A 14,905-nucleotide genomic window follows, 5' to 3' on the forward strand; every position below is an offset into this window, starting at 1 on the left:
CGACCCGTTGGCAGGAACGTACAACAAACTGCTGGAAGACGGCGTCAAAGCCGGAACCACCCAGAAGGCCGACATCAACGGCATCTTCGACCTCCGAACCTTGAACGAGGTTGAAGGCAAGAAGACCTCAGCTGCAGGACTCGGCGAAGAGTAGGCGCTGAACTCTAAACCCTGCTACGCAAAAAACAAAAGGTGCCCGGGCTGGCTATGCCCGGGCACCTTTCGGCGTGCTGTGATGCCTGACAGGACGCTCACCCGTGCGAAGTAATGCCCAGGGGGTGAATGCAGTACCGGGGGCATTGGCCGCTCGGATGGGCCTGTCAGCTCGACCACTATCCGTGGTGGCGACAGGACGCCGACATTTGCGCCGATATCGGCATCCTGCAAGTTGGTGGATTACTTTGAGCCTCTCCGCATGCCACGGACTAGACGCTTTAGGCGCAGGCCGCGGACGAGTCGTCACTTTCGGTCTCATGGACGGGGGTGACGGGGGAGCGTGCTCGGGAAGCAGGGCCTGTGGGTTTCACCGAGGCCCGGGGGCGGGGCTTTGTAACGTTCTCGTGGTGGTGTCATGCGCGAGATCTTTTCTTGAGGCAACCTTGGCTTGAAAGGATTGTGTGCATTGCCAGGGTCTTGATGGCCGTCGGTCGTCCCGGCGCGTGTAGAGCCGAGGTCAACTTTGCAGTGGAATGCTGCGCCCTACGACTTAACAAAAGAGGGCAGCGACGCAGTGGTGCTGCGCTGCTGCCCTCATTTCGAGAGAGATAGAGCTCTACGGTTGAACTTTGGATCCGTTGAGCAGATCGTCATTTATCCATTTTCGTACAAGGATAATGTCAATTACCACAGTCACTGCCACGATAGCGAAGAATAGCCAAAGTGGCATTTGCCATAGTACTACTGTCAGCATGAGTAGAATGATAATTCCGGCTGTGATGTAGCCATAGGCGCGACGGCCGGTCGTTGCGCGGCGTGATTCTGCGGCCTCGCGAATATAGTTCAACAATTTTTTCTCCAATTACTGGCAGTAGCCACCAGTGTAGCGGAATGCCATTACGCCGATCGGAGCAGGTGCAAGAAGTACGCACTCGCCGCGTGCGTTGGCCACCGCGGCTTGGGCCGCGACTTGAACGGCTGAAATGGCGCACGCTGCGTACCCGATTGGAAGTCCCGCAGCGATTTTGCCGCAGACCGACAGAACTCCAGCGGTAACCCTGGCGGTGCTGGTTTCGGCCTTGTTGAACCGAACAACCGGGAATGGTCCATTCCAGCCGAACTGCGGATCTGCAACGATCGGATAGACGGACGTGGCCGAGGGTGAAACGTTTTGGATCAGGCGACCACCCTCAACGCTGTAGCTGGTCGCTACATCGTTTCCGTTAGCGTCCCTTGCCCACGGCGTTTCCACGTAGTTGACGACCCGACCTGTCGCATCCATGACAACAACGCTGCCTGTAGAGCCGACGCTCAGCTGCGCCGGAGCCCCGTTGACCTCGATATCGAAGCCAAAGGATCGGGCTGCCGAGGCGTCCTTGAGAACGGCGAACCCCGCTCCTGAGGTGCCTTCCTTGGCGGCGAATACGAAGGAAGTGGACGGAGCAACTGCAATCTCGGAGGAGCTTACGTCGCCCGCTTCTGTGAGACTCACATGCCCACCGGCACTAGCGCTGACGCTTACTTGGTCGCCTTTTGCGGATCCGATCGTCATGGATCCGTCGGGGGACAACGAAATTTTTTGATCGTCGTCCACGGCTTGAGATGCATCCGTAAACGGTCGGGCGTCCAGCACGCTCTCCAAAGCAGACGGATCTGCATTAGAGGGTGCTGCTACCGCAGTCGCTGGAAGGGATGAAGAGAGAATAAGTGCCGCAGCAATCCCGGATGCCGCTAAGCCCTTACTGAATAAACGATGCATTGATTCCCCAATATAATTCCGACGTGACACGTGAGTACACGCGGTTTGTACTGCCCTCCTCTGAGAAGGCATGGAAGCAAGCATATACGAAACAAATGATGCGATTGTGCATTTATCAGCGAGTGGTTGTTGCCGAAGCGCAGATAAGGTTGACCAGTAAGTGTCCAGGTTGAAGAGCCTATAAGATCGTTCAAGTCAATACGGCGGAATCCTTGCACATTCGCTCAAATATTTCCAGTCAAATTGCATGATCAATCACTTGAGTCGTTGAATTGCATAGCAACTTGGCATCCTTGCAGATGGGCGGAGATATTTCCAGTCAACTGATTTGGCATACGAGTCGCCGAGTATTGGTTCCCGGATTCTCAGCTCCGAGCAATTAGGTGTTGTGCCCGATGTAACCGGTGCTTGATGTTGTGGGGCTGGCGGTCAACGGAATATCCGCCGTCAAGTCATACTGAGGTCGCCGGAGTGGCGGGCACCTTATTACAGAGGTTCCGGACCTGACCTTCCAGCGTCGTCAGCACGTGAGTCATTTGGTTTCGGTCACGACCTCCCTGGTACATGCGAAGGTAGAGGCGTCAAGCATGCATACCCAGTTCAGAGGTGCATTCTGCTGGCGCAGAAGCGGTGTACCCGCGGAGTTAGGGCGCGTTTACTCAGTCGCGACTGAGTGCATTTGCTCGGCCGCGATACAAAGAAGAAAGTTGTGTGGACATTGTCCGCACAACTCGCCTCGGACGGCCGCCGGTTTGGCCCGGATTCCGCATGTTTCGGCCTTCTTAGCGTTTGTGTGCCCGGGAATCCCGTTCGAGTCCCACCCCGGGCACGGCATACCCCCTCGTCAGTGGGGGTTTTTGCTTTAACGTGTGTACATTCTTGGTGGTCAGGTCCCTCTGACACTGGCCGCGGGGTGTGCCTGGCGCCGCAGGTCACCTGTGAACTTGTGGGGGAGCGGGTTCAAAGCCCGGGATGGTGGGCCCTCCGCTTGCTCTGAACTGGGGCTATGGGTTCCTTTCTTGATTCGTCGGGTATGTCGTAGATGGCCTTCACCTCTTCATGGGTAGGGATGCTGAGCACGACATGACTTTGGGAACTTGCGATAAATTTCCTGACTTCGGTTCGTTCCTGGCGAGAGGAGACGTGACTGGCGCCTGCTTTGTCAGGCCAAAGGGGGTGTGGAGATTCCACACTTAAATCTTCTTTGTTGCGCCTGCTTGCGGTCATTAGGTCTTCCCTGCTTGGGCATACATCTGCTCATGCATGTGTTTGGCCATAGCGACAATGACGTGGACTCGGAAGCGGTCTGCATGTGCGGGGTCATTCCGAGGTGAGAGTTCGGCGGTCACGATCGGCCGAGTGCCATTAAACGGTTCGTGGCCGTGTCATCGAAGCGCTCCACGCAATCAAGCGGGACGCGGGCCCGACGCAGATGACTGCTCTCAGCGGTGCCTTCGGAAACATTGCAGACGCGGCTGCGCTGGTGGCGAGCAGCATGAAAGAAGTGTCCGTGGGCACTTCAAGGAACGTTTTGGGGTCCATCATTCGATTCTCGCAAAGTCCTCCTGAAGCCGATGAAACGCCGCGATCAGTTCCTGTTCAGGCCGAACGTGCGGGTCATCAGTGCTGCCTTGTAGTGGGACTCCGCCGCATTCACCTCTGAGGACGGCGTGCTGGGGCCGAATACCCTGAGCAGGCTGAACACGAAGTGTCGGGCATGGTCAGTCTTCGGCGCGGCAGCCTTACCCTCGCCGGCTGTGCTCTGGAAGGCCAACTCACGAAGAGCCACGTTGCCGCCGTGCCCGTCACGTGCGTACGTGATCCACCTACCCAGGATCCGTTCGGCGCCGTCGGCTTTTCCGACGTATTGCTTGCCGTTGGAGGAGTCCGTGATCAGATAGATGCCCTGCACCTCAGAGAGTGCTGCCCGCCAGTCCGCATAGCGCGGATCCTCCACCATCTCACGCAGCTCATGGTAGGGGAGCAGAACGCCGTCGAACCCTGGAAAGGGAACCTTGTCGCGGTCTGCGATCTCCACTACCGGCATGCCTGAGGCACTCGTTGCGCTGGCCCGTCGGTGCCAACTCCGAGGTGTGTCCCATTCGATGACGAGCCGGTCTTTCAATGGCGCGAGAAAGTCGGAGGGTCGCAGATCGAAGTACCGCTCAGATGTAGTACGTTCGGCGATGATTTCGCCGTGGTTCTCGAAGGCACCCCACAGTCGCGATCGTTTTTTGCCGTCGGCGGCAAGGATGATCCAGTACCGCGGTGGGACGGCAGGGAAACTGCGCGGCGAGACACTCTGCTCCCGGGTGTAGGTAAGAACGCGTTCGGGCGTCAGGTCCTCGGGGCCTCGCAGAGCCTGGGGATCGCTAGGGCTGAAGGTGTGCCGGATGACCAGGATATCTTCCAGCTGCACAACTGGATCGTGGTCCGCGCCCATGCCAACGAGAACATGACCAAGGGTCAGAGCTGCGCGGGGGGTGACTCCGACAGGAGTTGCAGCGTTCTCATGGAAGCCGAGGAGTTCAAGATCTGGCACGTGATCACTGTAAGTCATCGTGGCTTAGCTTGTGGCTCTGCGGATCAGGAACGCAGCTGCTATTACCATCGACTCCTGTGCCAAGGTCGCCCGTGTAGAGCTGGATAACCAAGCCATCTGGTCCAAAACCATTAGTCATGATGAGCTTGTTTGTGGTCGTTGATTGATCAAAGACCTTTACGCTGTACCTGCGGGATTCATAGAAATGCTCGACTTTCTGTCGAAGTGTCTCCCGCTCGGTGGCGCTGAGGGGTCCCATGGTCCGCGCACCAGCCCATGATTTGCCGTTTCCGGTTCCCTGAAAGTTGCAGTAACCACCTGCCGGAACGTCCTCGTTCACCCAGTCACCAGCTGCCATGGCCTGGATCTCATCGAGGAGTCCGAAGAACTCCGTTCTGGCCTCTTCCGGTGTCATGGTTGCCCCTTTCCCGTCTTCGGGAAGTGTGTTCGTTGCGGTGGTTTGAGAGGGGTGATGGGGCAGTATCAGTGCCTTTGCCCGGAGACGCGGGGGGCGCATCCGGACATGAGCGGCAGCAGGACGGCACTGGTGGAAAGGACGCGCCAGTACCGGTGGACTTTGTTGGTCACTGCTTGCTACCGGAATTTGCCCTCGGGATCCGGCGCGCATCGGGTGTTGCCGCCGAGTGTGGTGCCGAAGCTGCTGGTTCCAAGCTGCATGGAGAACTTGCCATCGCCAGAGCCTGTGGTCGTCTGGTCTCGGTTCGCTCCCGAGGGCTGGGTTTGTACAACTCTTAGCCCTTTGCTCTCAAAGACTTCCTTTACCGTTTTATGTATTGCTTCCGCCTGATCTTCTGAGATCACGCTGCGTGTACTGTCGTAATTGAACCGAGTGCCCTCGGTCCCGTCCGGGAGGGGGCACGCCATTCCGGGTTTATCGGGTGTAGTTTTCGTCCAGTCTCCAGGGGCGAGGGCTTGGACTGCCGTGAAGATGTCGAGGTATTCGGTGCGGGCTTGTTCTGGTCCCATAGTCTGCTCCGCGGTGCTCGTAGGTGGGTTGATGCTCGGCGTAGTTCCACACCCAGTGAGGGCAGCGAGGATGGCAACGACAAGGCCTTGGATGAGAAATCTTCGCGAAGACATGGTGATCATCGTTTCACATTCGTAAGTTGGTCACTCAAGCCCAAGGCGATCTTGGCTTGATTGCTGCTTGACTCTGTGCCGCGATCAAAATATCCATAGACGCCGTCCTTGCCGCCGGTCTGTCCGTCGTGGGTTTTGGTGAGGTTCTCAACGGTGCCATCGGGCGCGGTGGTGCCGTTCGTGCCGAAGGTGACGGCACCGAATCCGGGGTCTTCGGTACTCTTACGCTGCCAGCCGAGCCCATGCCCGACTTCAGCTACGTGGTCCCAGTCGTAGCTTCCCCGGTAAACGGTTCCGCCGGGGTTTAGGTGGAGATCGTTCACGGAGGTCACGTTGTCAGGGGCACCAACGTCCCCAACGAGAACGAGGTTAGAGACCGGCAGCTCGGTTTTTGCTGCCTCCATTACCCCGAGGGAACCCATGGAGTGCCCGACTGCTGTTGTCATGGCTGCGTTGTCGAGGTTCTGATGAACAGCGTTGAACCCTGTCACATCGTTGCGAAGAGCAGGACCCACGACTTTTGCCTGGTCGTTGCTGAACACACCCAGACCCTGGGCCGGCTCGACATCAATCCAGGCAACAACAGCGATCCGGTCAGGATCAATCCCATTACGTGAAGCGAGGGCACGCTGATCAAGCCTTTGATCCTTGGCCTGTTTGGTCTTGGATGCCATGTCCTTGCCGATGGTGGTGTCCAGCCCGGGGAGCTGGTAGGTGACGTGCTTGGCGGCGTCGAGGTCTCCCACGGAAATAGATGCACCGAACCCGGTCTCCGACCCTGTCCCGAGACCAAAGGGAGCGAAGCTGATTAGTTGCCGGATGTCGGATGGATCCTGAGGATTGGTTTTCGGCCTGCCCTCGCTGTCGTAGAGCGATTCCCAGACTTTGTTGATCATGTCTTCCTGGGAGCCTTCATCGACTTTTCCGCCGCGCTCTTCGCGGTACTTTTTCCAGCGGTCGTGCATTTGCAGCAACTTTTTGCACTTGGCGAGGTCGCGGGCGGTCGCGGTGACACCGTTCAGGTTCCCGATAACGTCCGGAAGTGCATCGATCAGGAGCTGCTGTTTTTCCGTTTCCTCGATAGTTACTGTGCCGGTTTTGCGGTCGACGGTATGGCCGAGGCCAGACCACCACGTGGCCGTTGCTACGGGGTCCAGTCCTGGTTGGGTCAGGAGTTCCCGCAGCCGGGCCGTGCCACCGCTACCGAGCCAAACCTTCAGTTGCGCGGCACTCATGGTTCCGAGGTGGTTCAAGCCGACTTGGTTTGGTGCTGCGTACTGGATGAAAAGGCCGTTGAGCATGCTGTCGGCTATAGCGCCGCTGCCTGCTGTTTCGAATGCGGTGGCGACCTGCTCTATCCAATCTGCATCTGCTGCGTTCGCAGCGACGAGCCGCTCAAAACCAGCTACAAAGGATTCAGTCCCGATGTTCGCCCAGGAACAGGATGCTGTGAATGCGCTCCAGGCGTTTTTGACGCTGCTGAAGTGTGAGTTCAGGGTGTCCGTGGCGGTCCGGGACACTGACGCGAAGCCGCGCAGATTGCCTGGGTCAGCTGAGGTGGTTCCGGTTCCTGGCCCGCCGGCGAACCGGGGCCGATTCCGCGGAGAAGACACAGCTGAAACAGCCGGTGCCGGGACCGGTGTGCTCTCGGGCATTGGGTCAAGGATCATGGTTGCGACTGTCGCGGATGCTTCCGCGATGTCACCGGAGAGCAGTTGCTGTTTGCGGATATTGTCGCGTTGCTGCCAGGTGTCTATGTTCTTTTGCCGGGCTTCCTCTTGCTGGGCCCTGTGCTTGGCCTCGCCGACGTCCTCGGCCAGAACCGCGAGGACACCTGAGAGCTTGCCGCGATCATCGGACCTGATGCCGCAGGCGTCCTCGAACAGACGCCCGTAGGCGCCGTTGAAGTCCTGCACTGCCTGCTCCACGGCCCCGTTCAGGAAGCCTCCCTCGGCGCGCAGAGCCTCGTCGGCGGAGTTCGCGGCACGGATCAGCGCATCGGCTGCTCCATCGTCAAAAGCCATCCCCATGCGCGCCCCCAAAGCGAACAATAAATCCAACGACTAGCATAACTGCGGATTGCTTCTCTTGAGGGTCTACGCAGCCGGACGGTTTTAAGGATGGACGGGTGTCCGACAAAAAGAAGAAGAGCCGGTTCCTGACTTTTGAACAGGTCGCCAAGGAACTCAATGTCTCCGTGAGCCAGATCAAGACGCTGCCGAAAGCCGGGGATCTGCGCGGCATCCAGGTTGGAGGTAGGCTGGGCGGGGGGAGGCCTTAGGCCTCCGCCTCGCGACCCTAATCAGGGCTTGGCTTTGCTCATCCACGGGCGTCAGAGACGCCGGCCACTGCACGGTAGAACAAACCCCGTGAGAAAACACGTCACTTGCGGGCTGTGATGGATCCGGGTCGTCAGTGTGCTGCTGGTGTGTCTCTCGAGACTCTACTGGGCACAACGTTGTGCCTGAGGTCTAGTGCCCGCCCCTGGAGCGCTTTCAAGTATCTCCAATAAGCTCCCTCCATCCACAAGTCCTCCAGTCCACTCCGTAAGGGAGGCCACCGCGGGCCTCAGCAAGCGATCACGTTGACGGCGAGGCCACCCCGGGACGTTTCTTTGTACTTGCTCTTCATGTCGGCACCTGTTTCTCGCATTGTCTTGATGGCGGTGTCGAGGCTGACATGGTGGACGCCGTCTCCGCGCAGGCTGATCCGTGCAGCGTTGATGGCTTTGTTGCTGGCCATGGCGTTGCGTTCGATGCATGGGATCTGGACCAGGCCACCAACGGGGTCGCAGGTAAGGCCAAGGTTGTGTTCAATCCCGATTTCGGCGGCGTTCTCCACCTGCTGGGGTGTGCCGCCCAGAATTTCGCATAGTGCGCCAGCTGCCATGGAACAGGCTGAGCCGACTTCCCCTTGGCAGCCCACTTCGGCGCCCGAGATCGAGGCGTTTTGCTTGAACAGGACACCTATGGCAGCTGCGGTGAGGAGGAATCGGATCACCGATTCTTCGGTGGCTCCAGGCGTGAACATCATGTAGTAGTGCAATACCGCTGGAATGATTCCGGCAGCGCCGTTGGTGGGGGCGGTGACGACGCGCCCACCCGTGGCGTTCTCTTCGTTCACCGCCAGGGCAAAGAGGTTCACCCAGTCCACCGCCCGCAAAGGATCGCTGGTGTCGTCTTTCGCTTGCAGGTCCGCCAGCAGTCGGGGCGCACGACGGCGGACCATCAAGTTCCCGGGCAGGTGTTCTTCCGATCGGCTACAGCCTCGTGACACGCACTCTTTCATGGTTTCCCAGATGTGCATCAATTGCGCGCGGGTTTCCTCCTCGCTGCGCCAAGCGCTTTCGTTGGCGAGCATGATGTCGCTGATGGACAGGTCTTCACGCTTGCAGTGGGCCAACAGGTCCTGGGCGTTTGAGAACGGGTAGGGGAGCTGTATCGTCTCGGGATGCGAGTTCCCAACGTCATTCTCGTCAACGACGAATCCGCCACCCACGGAATAGTAGACGCGTTCGCTCAGCACTGTTCCCTGGTTGTCGAAAGCGTGGAACCGCATTCCGTTGGGATGCGCAGGCAATGACTTGCGCAGGTGGAGCACCACGTCCTTGGTTCTGTTGAACGTGATCATTCGGCGCCCTGCAAGCAGTATCTTCCCGGCCTTAGTGGCTTCGTTAACCACATTGTCTGCCGTCAATGTGTCTACGGTTTCCGGCGACTCGCCCATGAATCCCAGGATGACCGCCTTGTCCGAGCCGTGCCCGCGTCCGGTAGCCCCCAAGGAACCGAACAGTCCAGCGTGAACGCGATCAACGGCGTCGAACTTTCTTTCCCTCTCCAGTTCTTCGACGAACGAGCGGGCGGCGCGCATTGGCCCCACAGTGTGGGACGACGAGGGGCCGATTCCGATCGAAAAAAGGTCAAGGGCACTCAAAGCCATGGAATACCTCCGAAGCAGGTTTGGTGTGGGGTGTCCTACCAGCTTGGGTGCGAACTCGATCAGCGTCTATCGGAAAATTTTGAACGGAACGTCAAGCAAAACTTAACAATTGGCCTGGTCGCCAACGCGCGTCAAGCTTTCGGGCGGGCGTCGGTCGCTTTCCGCAGTTCGTCGACGACGGCGGCTACTGCCGGCGATTCCCGGCTGGCCGCCCGGTGCAAGACAATGATGTTGCGGCCGCAGCTTGGATCTACTCGACGCACCACCAGGTCTTCCGTTTCCCGGCCGAGGTTCAGTTCACTCATCAAGGCGACCCCGAGGCCACCACGGACCAATCCCAGAGTGGCCATCAGGTTTCGACAGTGGGCTATGACGTTCGGCTCGAATCCAGCATCGCGGCAGGTTTGCAGGACGAATTGCTCAAAGACGCTGCCTTCCTGGTCCAGGATCCACCGTTCATCGGCGTAGTCGGCCAGCGTCGCAGCAACCGGTGCCTCCCGGTCCTGGGGGAGGCAGAGGATGATTTCATCGCGGGCCAGAATAGTCTTCACGAGCCCCTCATCCTGGATGTCGTGCAGGTCATCCACCACTGCGACATCGATGTGCCCTTCCCTCAACTGGGCCACACTTTCGAATGGTTCGAGGTCGGACACGGTGATGTCGAGTCGCGGGTAGCTGGCCTGAAGGGACATGACGGCGGCGGGGAGCACCGTGCTGCAAAAGCTGGGGAAAGCGCTGATGGCGAGGTGTCCACGGACATCTGTCTGAAGCTTCTTTAAGTTCGCCTCGGCCGCCTCAACTTCAGCAGCTATCCGGCCAAAATGCTTCACCAGCATGACTCCGGCTTCCGTCAGCCGCACTTTCCGGCCGGCACGGATCAGGAGCGCAAGCCCGGCCTCCCGTTCAAGCACGGCCAGCTGCTGGCTGACCGCCGACGTTGTCATATGGAGCTTGGCGGCAACGGCCGTCATGGTTCCCTCAACCTCAAGGGTCTTGAGGATTTGCAGGCGTCGGATATCGAGCACGGGACCTCCCAGGGTTTAGGACCACTTAACCTCAGAACTGCGGTCTCAGCTACTTTCCGACGACGGGTGGACGAATCCCAGCGTCGCGGCCCCTTGTTCATCGATGAGCCGGCCCAGGTGCTTGCTCATCCTGAACACCACGCTGCGGTCAACGATGCGGGCGCTCGGCACTGCAGCTTCCATCGCAGCCTCGAAGCGCATGACATCGGACATTTCCTTCAGCCAAACGGCCACCACAAGGTTGTACTGGCTCGCGACGGCCAGCGCCGTTCGGGCTTCAGGAATCTTAGCCATGAGCCCTTTCATCTGCTGAACGTGCTTGGCGGCGGTCCGCATGAAGTACCAGGCGTACACGGGCCAACCCGTGACCGTCCGCGCGACGTCCGTGCGTATCCGCAGCATGCCATCGGCGCGCATGCGGGCCAGTCCATCCGCGACGCGCTGCTCGCTTAGGCCATGTTCTGCGGCAATCCGGCTGACGGGGCGCCGCCCATCTTCGGCCAGGCAATGGCGGAGCGCGGCTTCGACGTCCGGGTGCACGGTCCGCGGCGCCCTTGCCCGTGGTGGGCGGGGGCGGGGGACCCTTGCTGCCTCTTGTGTTGTGAGGGCGCGGAGTCTCCAATCGGAGGCCTCCATGACTACTTCGGTAACGAGGTGGGTCTGGGTATTCCTGACGCCTTCCAAACCTCCGATGCGGTTGGTGACTGTGTCCCAGATGGAGAGCGGGGTGTCGGCGAGGACCGTGGCCAACAGATCCCGTCCGCCGGAGGTGTGGTCGAGGGTCATCACTTCCGGGATCTGTGCCAGTTGGCGTGCCACTTCGCCCGTTTGCTGGGGTTTGCACGTGATGTCCACCAGTGCCGATGCTCCGTCGGGGAAGATACCGGTGACCCATGCGAGCCCGCGTTCCCTCAGGGAGTCCCAGCGCCTGGCGAGGGTTACGGCGTCGACTCCGATCATGGGGGCGAGTTCACTCCATGGCGCCCGGCCTTCGATCTGAAGAGCATGGATGAGACGCTCCTCGAGGGGATCAAGCATGTTTTCCGGCATAGAAAACAGAGTATCCATGGAAAGCTGCAATTTCATCAATTGGAAACACGGCACTTCCATGATGTTGTGATCCCGTTCACTTCTCATCACATCGGAGCGCACATGCGTACAACGGCGCAGAAATCCACCACGGCGGCAGGAGCCGTCGGTTTCCTGGTGGTCATGGAGCTTGGCAGTGGCATCCTTCAGGGCTGGCTGAATCCATTGTTCTCTTCCATTGGTGAACACCATGGAGTCTCGGCAGCATCGCTGAATTGGATCAGCGCCGCCTACTTGCTGGCGACAGTGTTGGTGGTCCCTTTGCTGTCCAAACTGGGTGACATCCACGGCCACAAGCGGATACTCATGATCTCCACGGCCATCGTTGCCGCGGCTTCCGTCTTGGTTGCCTTCGCCCCAAACTACGAACTGTTCCTTCTGGGACGTGCTATCCAAGCCCCGCTGGCCGTTTTCCTCCCTTTGGAATTCGCAATCGTCCATCAACGCGACTCTGAACGCTCCGGGCGAAGCATCGGCAGGCTCGTGGCGGCATTGACCCTCGGCGCGACGATCGGCGGTTTCCTGGCCGGATTTGTCCTGGACGTGACTGAGAGCCTTTCCATCACTCTGTTGATGCCAGCGATCTTCATGGCCCTGTGCGTCCCCGGCATCGCGTTCTTCGTCAAGGAAAGCCCGTTGCGGAGCAAAGGCCGGGTGGATTATCTCGGTGCTGCACTGCTTGGCGGTGGCTTGGCGGCTCTCCTGGGAGGCGCTTCAAATCTCTCAACGTGGCCCCCGCTGACCACGGCCCTCGCGATGGTGGTCGGCATTGCCCTCTTGGCCGGCTGGGTGGTTTCAGCCCGCAGGACAGAACACCCCCTGGTGGACCTCACCATGCTCCTTCGTGGCGGCATTGGTCTCCCGATTGTCGTCGCCTTCCTTTACGGCGCGCAACTGTTCGGCGCGCAAGCACCCATCTCCGTCTACCTGCGCTCCGATCCGGCCACGCTGGGATTCGGCTTCGGCGCTGCAGCCTCTGCCGCTGGAACGATGCTCAGCATCATGGCGCTTGCGGCCTTCCTGGGTGCCTCGCTCAGCGACCGGGCATCCCGGCTGATCGGCGGCCCGCGGAGTGTGGCTCTTGGAGGAGGGCTCAGCGCCATCGCGTATGTCCTGATGATCCTGGCGCCGGGTACCCTGGTGACCTTCTCGGCGTGGCTCGTCATGGCCGGGCTCGGCGCAGGGCTGGTCAGCGGCACGCTCCCCACTTTGGTGGTCCAGCGGGCAGCAGCCGATTCAGTGGGGATCGCCTCGGGGCTGTACAACACAGCCCGCACCGCAGCCGGAGGAGTCGCCGGTGCACTCTTCGCGCTGCTGATGGCAGCACTCACCACACCAACCGCCAACGGAACGCGGGCCGCCACCGAACTGTCCTTCCACGCCGTCTGGTGGATCTGCGCCGGAGTCTGCGTCCTCTTCGCCGTGGCCGTGCTCTTCATCCGCCAAGCCCGGACCACACCGGTCGAATCAACCACATCGTCATCGAATGTCGACGACGTCCTCGAACCTGCCAACTAGTTCACCTCGACACGAAGGATCAACAATGACCGTTTCCATCGACACCACCTCCCAGGACACCCTGCGCGACACCGTACGCGAGTCCGCTGCCGCCGTCGGGCCTTCCATCCTGGAACTTAGCCACAAGGTCCACGCACTGGCAGAGATCTCTTGGGAAGAACACGACTCAGCAGCGGCCGTGGCCGCTGTCCTCCGAGACGGCGGCTTCGAAGTGACCGAACGCGCCTATGATGTTCCGACGGCGATCGAGGCCGTCTACGGCAGCGGCGAACTGACCGTGGTCATCTGTGCCGAATACGATGCCCTCCCCGAAGTCGGCCATGCGTGCGGACACAACATGATCGCAGCAGCCGGTGTGGGCGCCGCGCTGGCCCTTAAGCCCGTGGCCGACGCCGCCGGACTACGGATCAAACTCCTCGGCACCCCCGCGGAAGAACACGGCGGGGGAAAAGTCTCACTGCTCCAGGCAGGAGCGTGGGAGGACGCAGCGTTCTCCATCATGGTGCATGGCATGACGGGCACTGAGCGGAGCGCTGCGGCCATCGGCATGGCCGCCGTCGAGCGCTTCGAAGTCCAGTTCAAAGGCAGCGAAGCCCATGCAGCCGGCGCCCCGGACAAGGCCATCAACGCCGGTGCGGCGGCGAGCCTGGCGCTGATGAACATGGCCGTCCTGCGGCAGCACCTGCCGGAGAACGCAAACACCAACGCGTTCATCTCGCACGGCGGCGGCGCAACAAACGTCATCGCAGGCGACTCCACAGTTCAGGTGGAAGTCCGCGCAGGAGACGTCGACGTGTGGCGGGACCTCAAGCGGCGAGTCCTCGCGTGCTTCGAAGGTGCGGCCATCGCCACCGGATGCACGTGGACGCACCGGCAGACCGAACACCCCTACGCTCCGCTCAATACCCACGCCGGGCTGGGTGAAGCATGGGACGCCAACATGGAAGCTGTCGGAAGGCCCGTGGACACGTCGCCCATCTTCGGCGGCGGCTCCTCCGATATGGGCAACGTCTCCCAAGTAATCCCGTCCGTGCACGGCATGGTGGTGGTCCGCAACAGCACTGCGGTCCCGCACCACCCGGACTTTACCGCCGCCGCCATCTCACCGGAGGCGGACGAAGCCATCCTCGACGGCGCCACCGTCCTGGCACTCACGGTTCTGGATGCGGCTTTGGACACCTCACTCCGGGCGGAACTGCTTGAACTTCAGACTGCGCGGGTCCCCGGGGCCACTACGGTCACGCTGGAAGCCTGATTTCCGGAAGGTTGACCGGTGGCGTCTCTTAGTCGAAACGCTAAGGGGCGCCACCTCGTCGCGTCGGGTCCATGCTCAGCGCGACAGAGGGGGTGGGCGTTTGCCGCAAGACATACGAGCTTGCCGTGCCGTGTTAACGAACCCCCCGGGCCGATTGGATGCCGTCCTCACTCTCGGCGCGGAGCTGGAGGGCAACCAGCGCGCCCTGGCGAAGCATGCCGAGCTCATGGCCTTGAGAATCCTGGACGTCCGCGGGGTTGGCCCGGTGACCGCGGCGATTCTACTCGCCGCATGCTCACCACGGCCGGGTCCGCTCGGAAGCGGCCTTCGCAGCCCTCGCCGGCGCCAGCCCCATCCCGCCATCTTCAAGCAACAAGGCCAGGCGCCAGTTCAACCGGTACGGAGACCGGCAACTCAACCGGGCGCTAGAGCTAGATGTACTAACCCGGTTGGTTGGTGACGCGGCTGATGGGTGAGGCGCCTTTGAGTGCGGTGTGTGGCCTGCGTTGATTGTAGTGCTC

At 60.4% G+C, this 14,905-nt stretch carries 11 protein-coding genes and 1 pseudogene; 5 read left to right on the forward strand and 7 right to left on the reverse strand.

Annotated features, from left to right (window positions below; translation table 11 throughout):
• Positions 1–154 (forward strand): annotated as a pseudogene (locus tag FQP90_RS23725) (sulfonate ABC transporter substrate-binding protein); the annotation flags it as partial.
• Positions 155–1,018: 864 nt separating this feature from the next.
• On the opposite strand, the gene FQP90_RS22705 reads toward FQP90_RS23725, so the two are convergent.
• The 4 genes from FQP90_RS22705 to FQP90_RS22720 form a co-directional block, all read right to left on the reverse strand.
• On the reverse strand, positions 1,019–1,648 hold the full coding sequence (locus tag FQP90_RS22705; RefSeq protein ID WP_144653354.1) for a hypothetical protein: 630 nt from the start codon (positions 1,646–1,648) through the stop codon (positions 1,019–1,021).
• Positions 1,649–3,503: 1,855 nt separating this feature from the next.
• Positions 3,504–4,457 carry a GIY-YIG nuclease family protein gene (locus FQP90_RS22710; RefSeq protein ID WP_208760063.1) on the reverse strand — a complete coding sequence of 318 codons (954 nt, stop codon included), beginning with the start codon at positions 4,455–4,457 and terminating at the stop codon, positions 3,504–3,506.
• Between the two features lie 4 nt (positions 4,458–4,461).
• Complete coding sequence (locus FQP90_RS22715; protein ID WP_144653356.1) at positions 4,462–4,872, reverse strand: hypothetical protein; 411 nt, start codon at positions 4,870–4,872, stop codon at positions 4,462–4,464.
• Between the two features lie 691 nt (positions 4,873–5,563).
• The gene (locus FQP90_RS22720) at positions 5,564–7,588 is read right to left on the reverse strand and encodes an alpha/beta hydrolase (RefSeq protein ID WP_144653358.1); all 2,025 of its coding nucleotides are present in this window, start codon (positions 7,586–7,588) and stop codon (positions 5,564–5,566) included.
• 98 nt (positions 7,589–7,686) lie between these two features.
• On the opposite strand from FQP90_RS22720, the gene FQP90_RS22725 reads away from it, so the two are divergent.
• Positions 7,687–7,839: a helix-turn-helix domain-containing protein gene (locus tag FQP90_RS22725; RefSeq protein ID WP_244296959.1), complete on the forward strand. Its 153-nt coding sequence runs from the start codon at positions 7,687–7,689 to the stop codon at positions 7,837–7,839.
• Positions 7,840–8,126: 287 nt separating this feature from the next.
• Here FQP90_RS22725 and FQP90_RS22730 read toward each other — a convergent pair whose 3' ends face one another.
• The 3 genes from FQP90_RS22730 to FQP90_RS22740 all read right to left on the reverse strand — a co-directional run bounded on the left by FQP90_RS22730 (position 8,127) and on the right by FQP90_RS22740 (position 11,572).
• Entirely contained in the window at positions 8,127–9,497 is a 1,371-nt protein-coding gene (locus FQP90_RS22730) for an L-serine ammonia-lyase (protein ID WP_144653360.1), read from the reverse strand.
• A 131-nt stretch (positions 9,498–9,628) separates the two neighbouring features.
• On the reverse strand, positions 9,629–10,522 hold the full coding sequence (locus FQP90_RS22735; protein ID WP_144653362.1) for a LysR family transcriptional regulator: 894 nt from the start codon (positions 10,520–10,522) through the stop codon (positions 9,629–9,631).
• 45 nt (positions 10,523–10,567) lie between these two features.
• Complete coding sequence (locus FQP90_RS22740; RefSeq protein WP_244296961.1) at positions 10,568–11,572, reverse strand: Lrp/AsnC family transcriptional regulator; 1,005 nt, start codon at positions 11,570–11,572, stop codon at positions 10,568–10,570.
• Positions 11,573–11,674: 102 nt separating this feature from the next.
• Between FQP90_RS22740 and FQP90_RS22745 the strand changes: the two genes are divergently transcribed.
• The 3 genes from FQP90_RS22745 (at position 11,675) to FQP90_RS24020 (ending at position 14,860) form a co-directional block, all read left to right on the forward strand.
• Entirely contained in the window at positions 11,675–13,129 is a 1,455-nt protein-coding gene (locus FQP90_RS22745) for an MFS transporter (protein WP_144653364.1), read from the forward strand.
• A 25-nt stretch (positions 13,130–13,154) separates the two neighbouring features.
• A complete protein-coding gene (locus FQP90_RS22750; protein ID WP_144653366.1) occupies positions 13,155–14,384 on the forward strand; it encodes an amidohydrolase in 1,230 nt (409 codons plus the stop codon).
• A 353-nt stretch (positions 14,385–14,737) separates the two neighbouring features.
• Positions 14,738–14,860, forward strand: a complete 123-nt coding sequence (locus tag FQP90_RS24020; RefSeq protein WP_439898666.1) for a hypothetical protein — start codon at positions 14,738–14,740, stop codon at positions 14,858–14,860.
• Positions 14,861–14,905 lie beyond the last annotated feature (45 nt).

This window comes from Paenarthrobacter nitroguajacolicus (assembly GCF_007786235.1).
Taxonomy (GTDB): Bacteria; Actinomycetota; Actinomycetes; order Actinomycetales; family Micrococcaceae; genus Arthrobacter; species Arthrobacter nitroguajacolicus_A.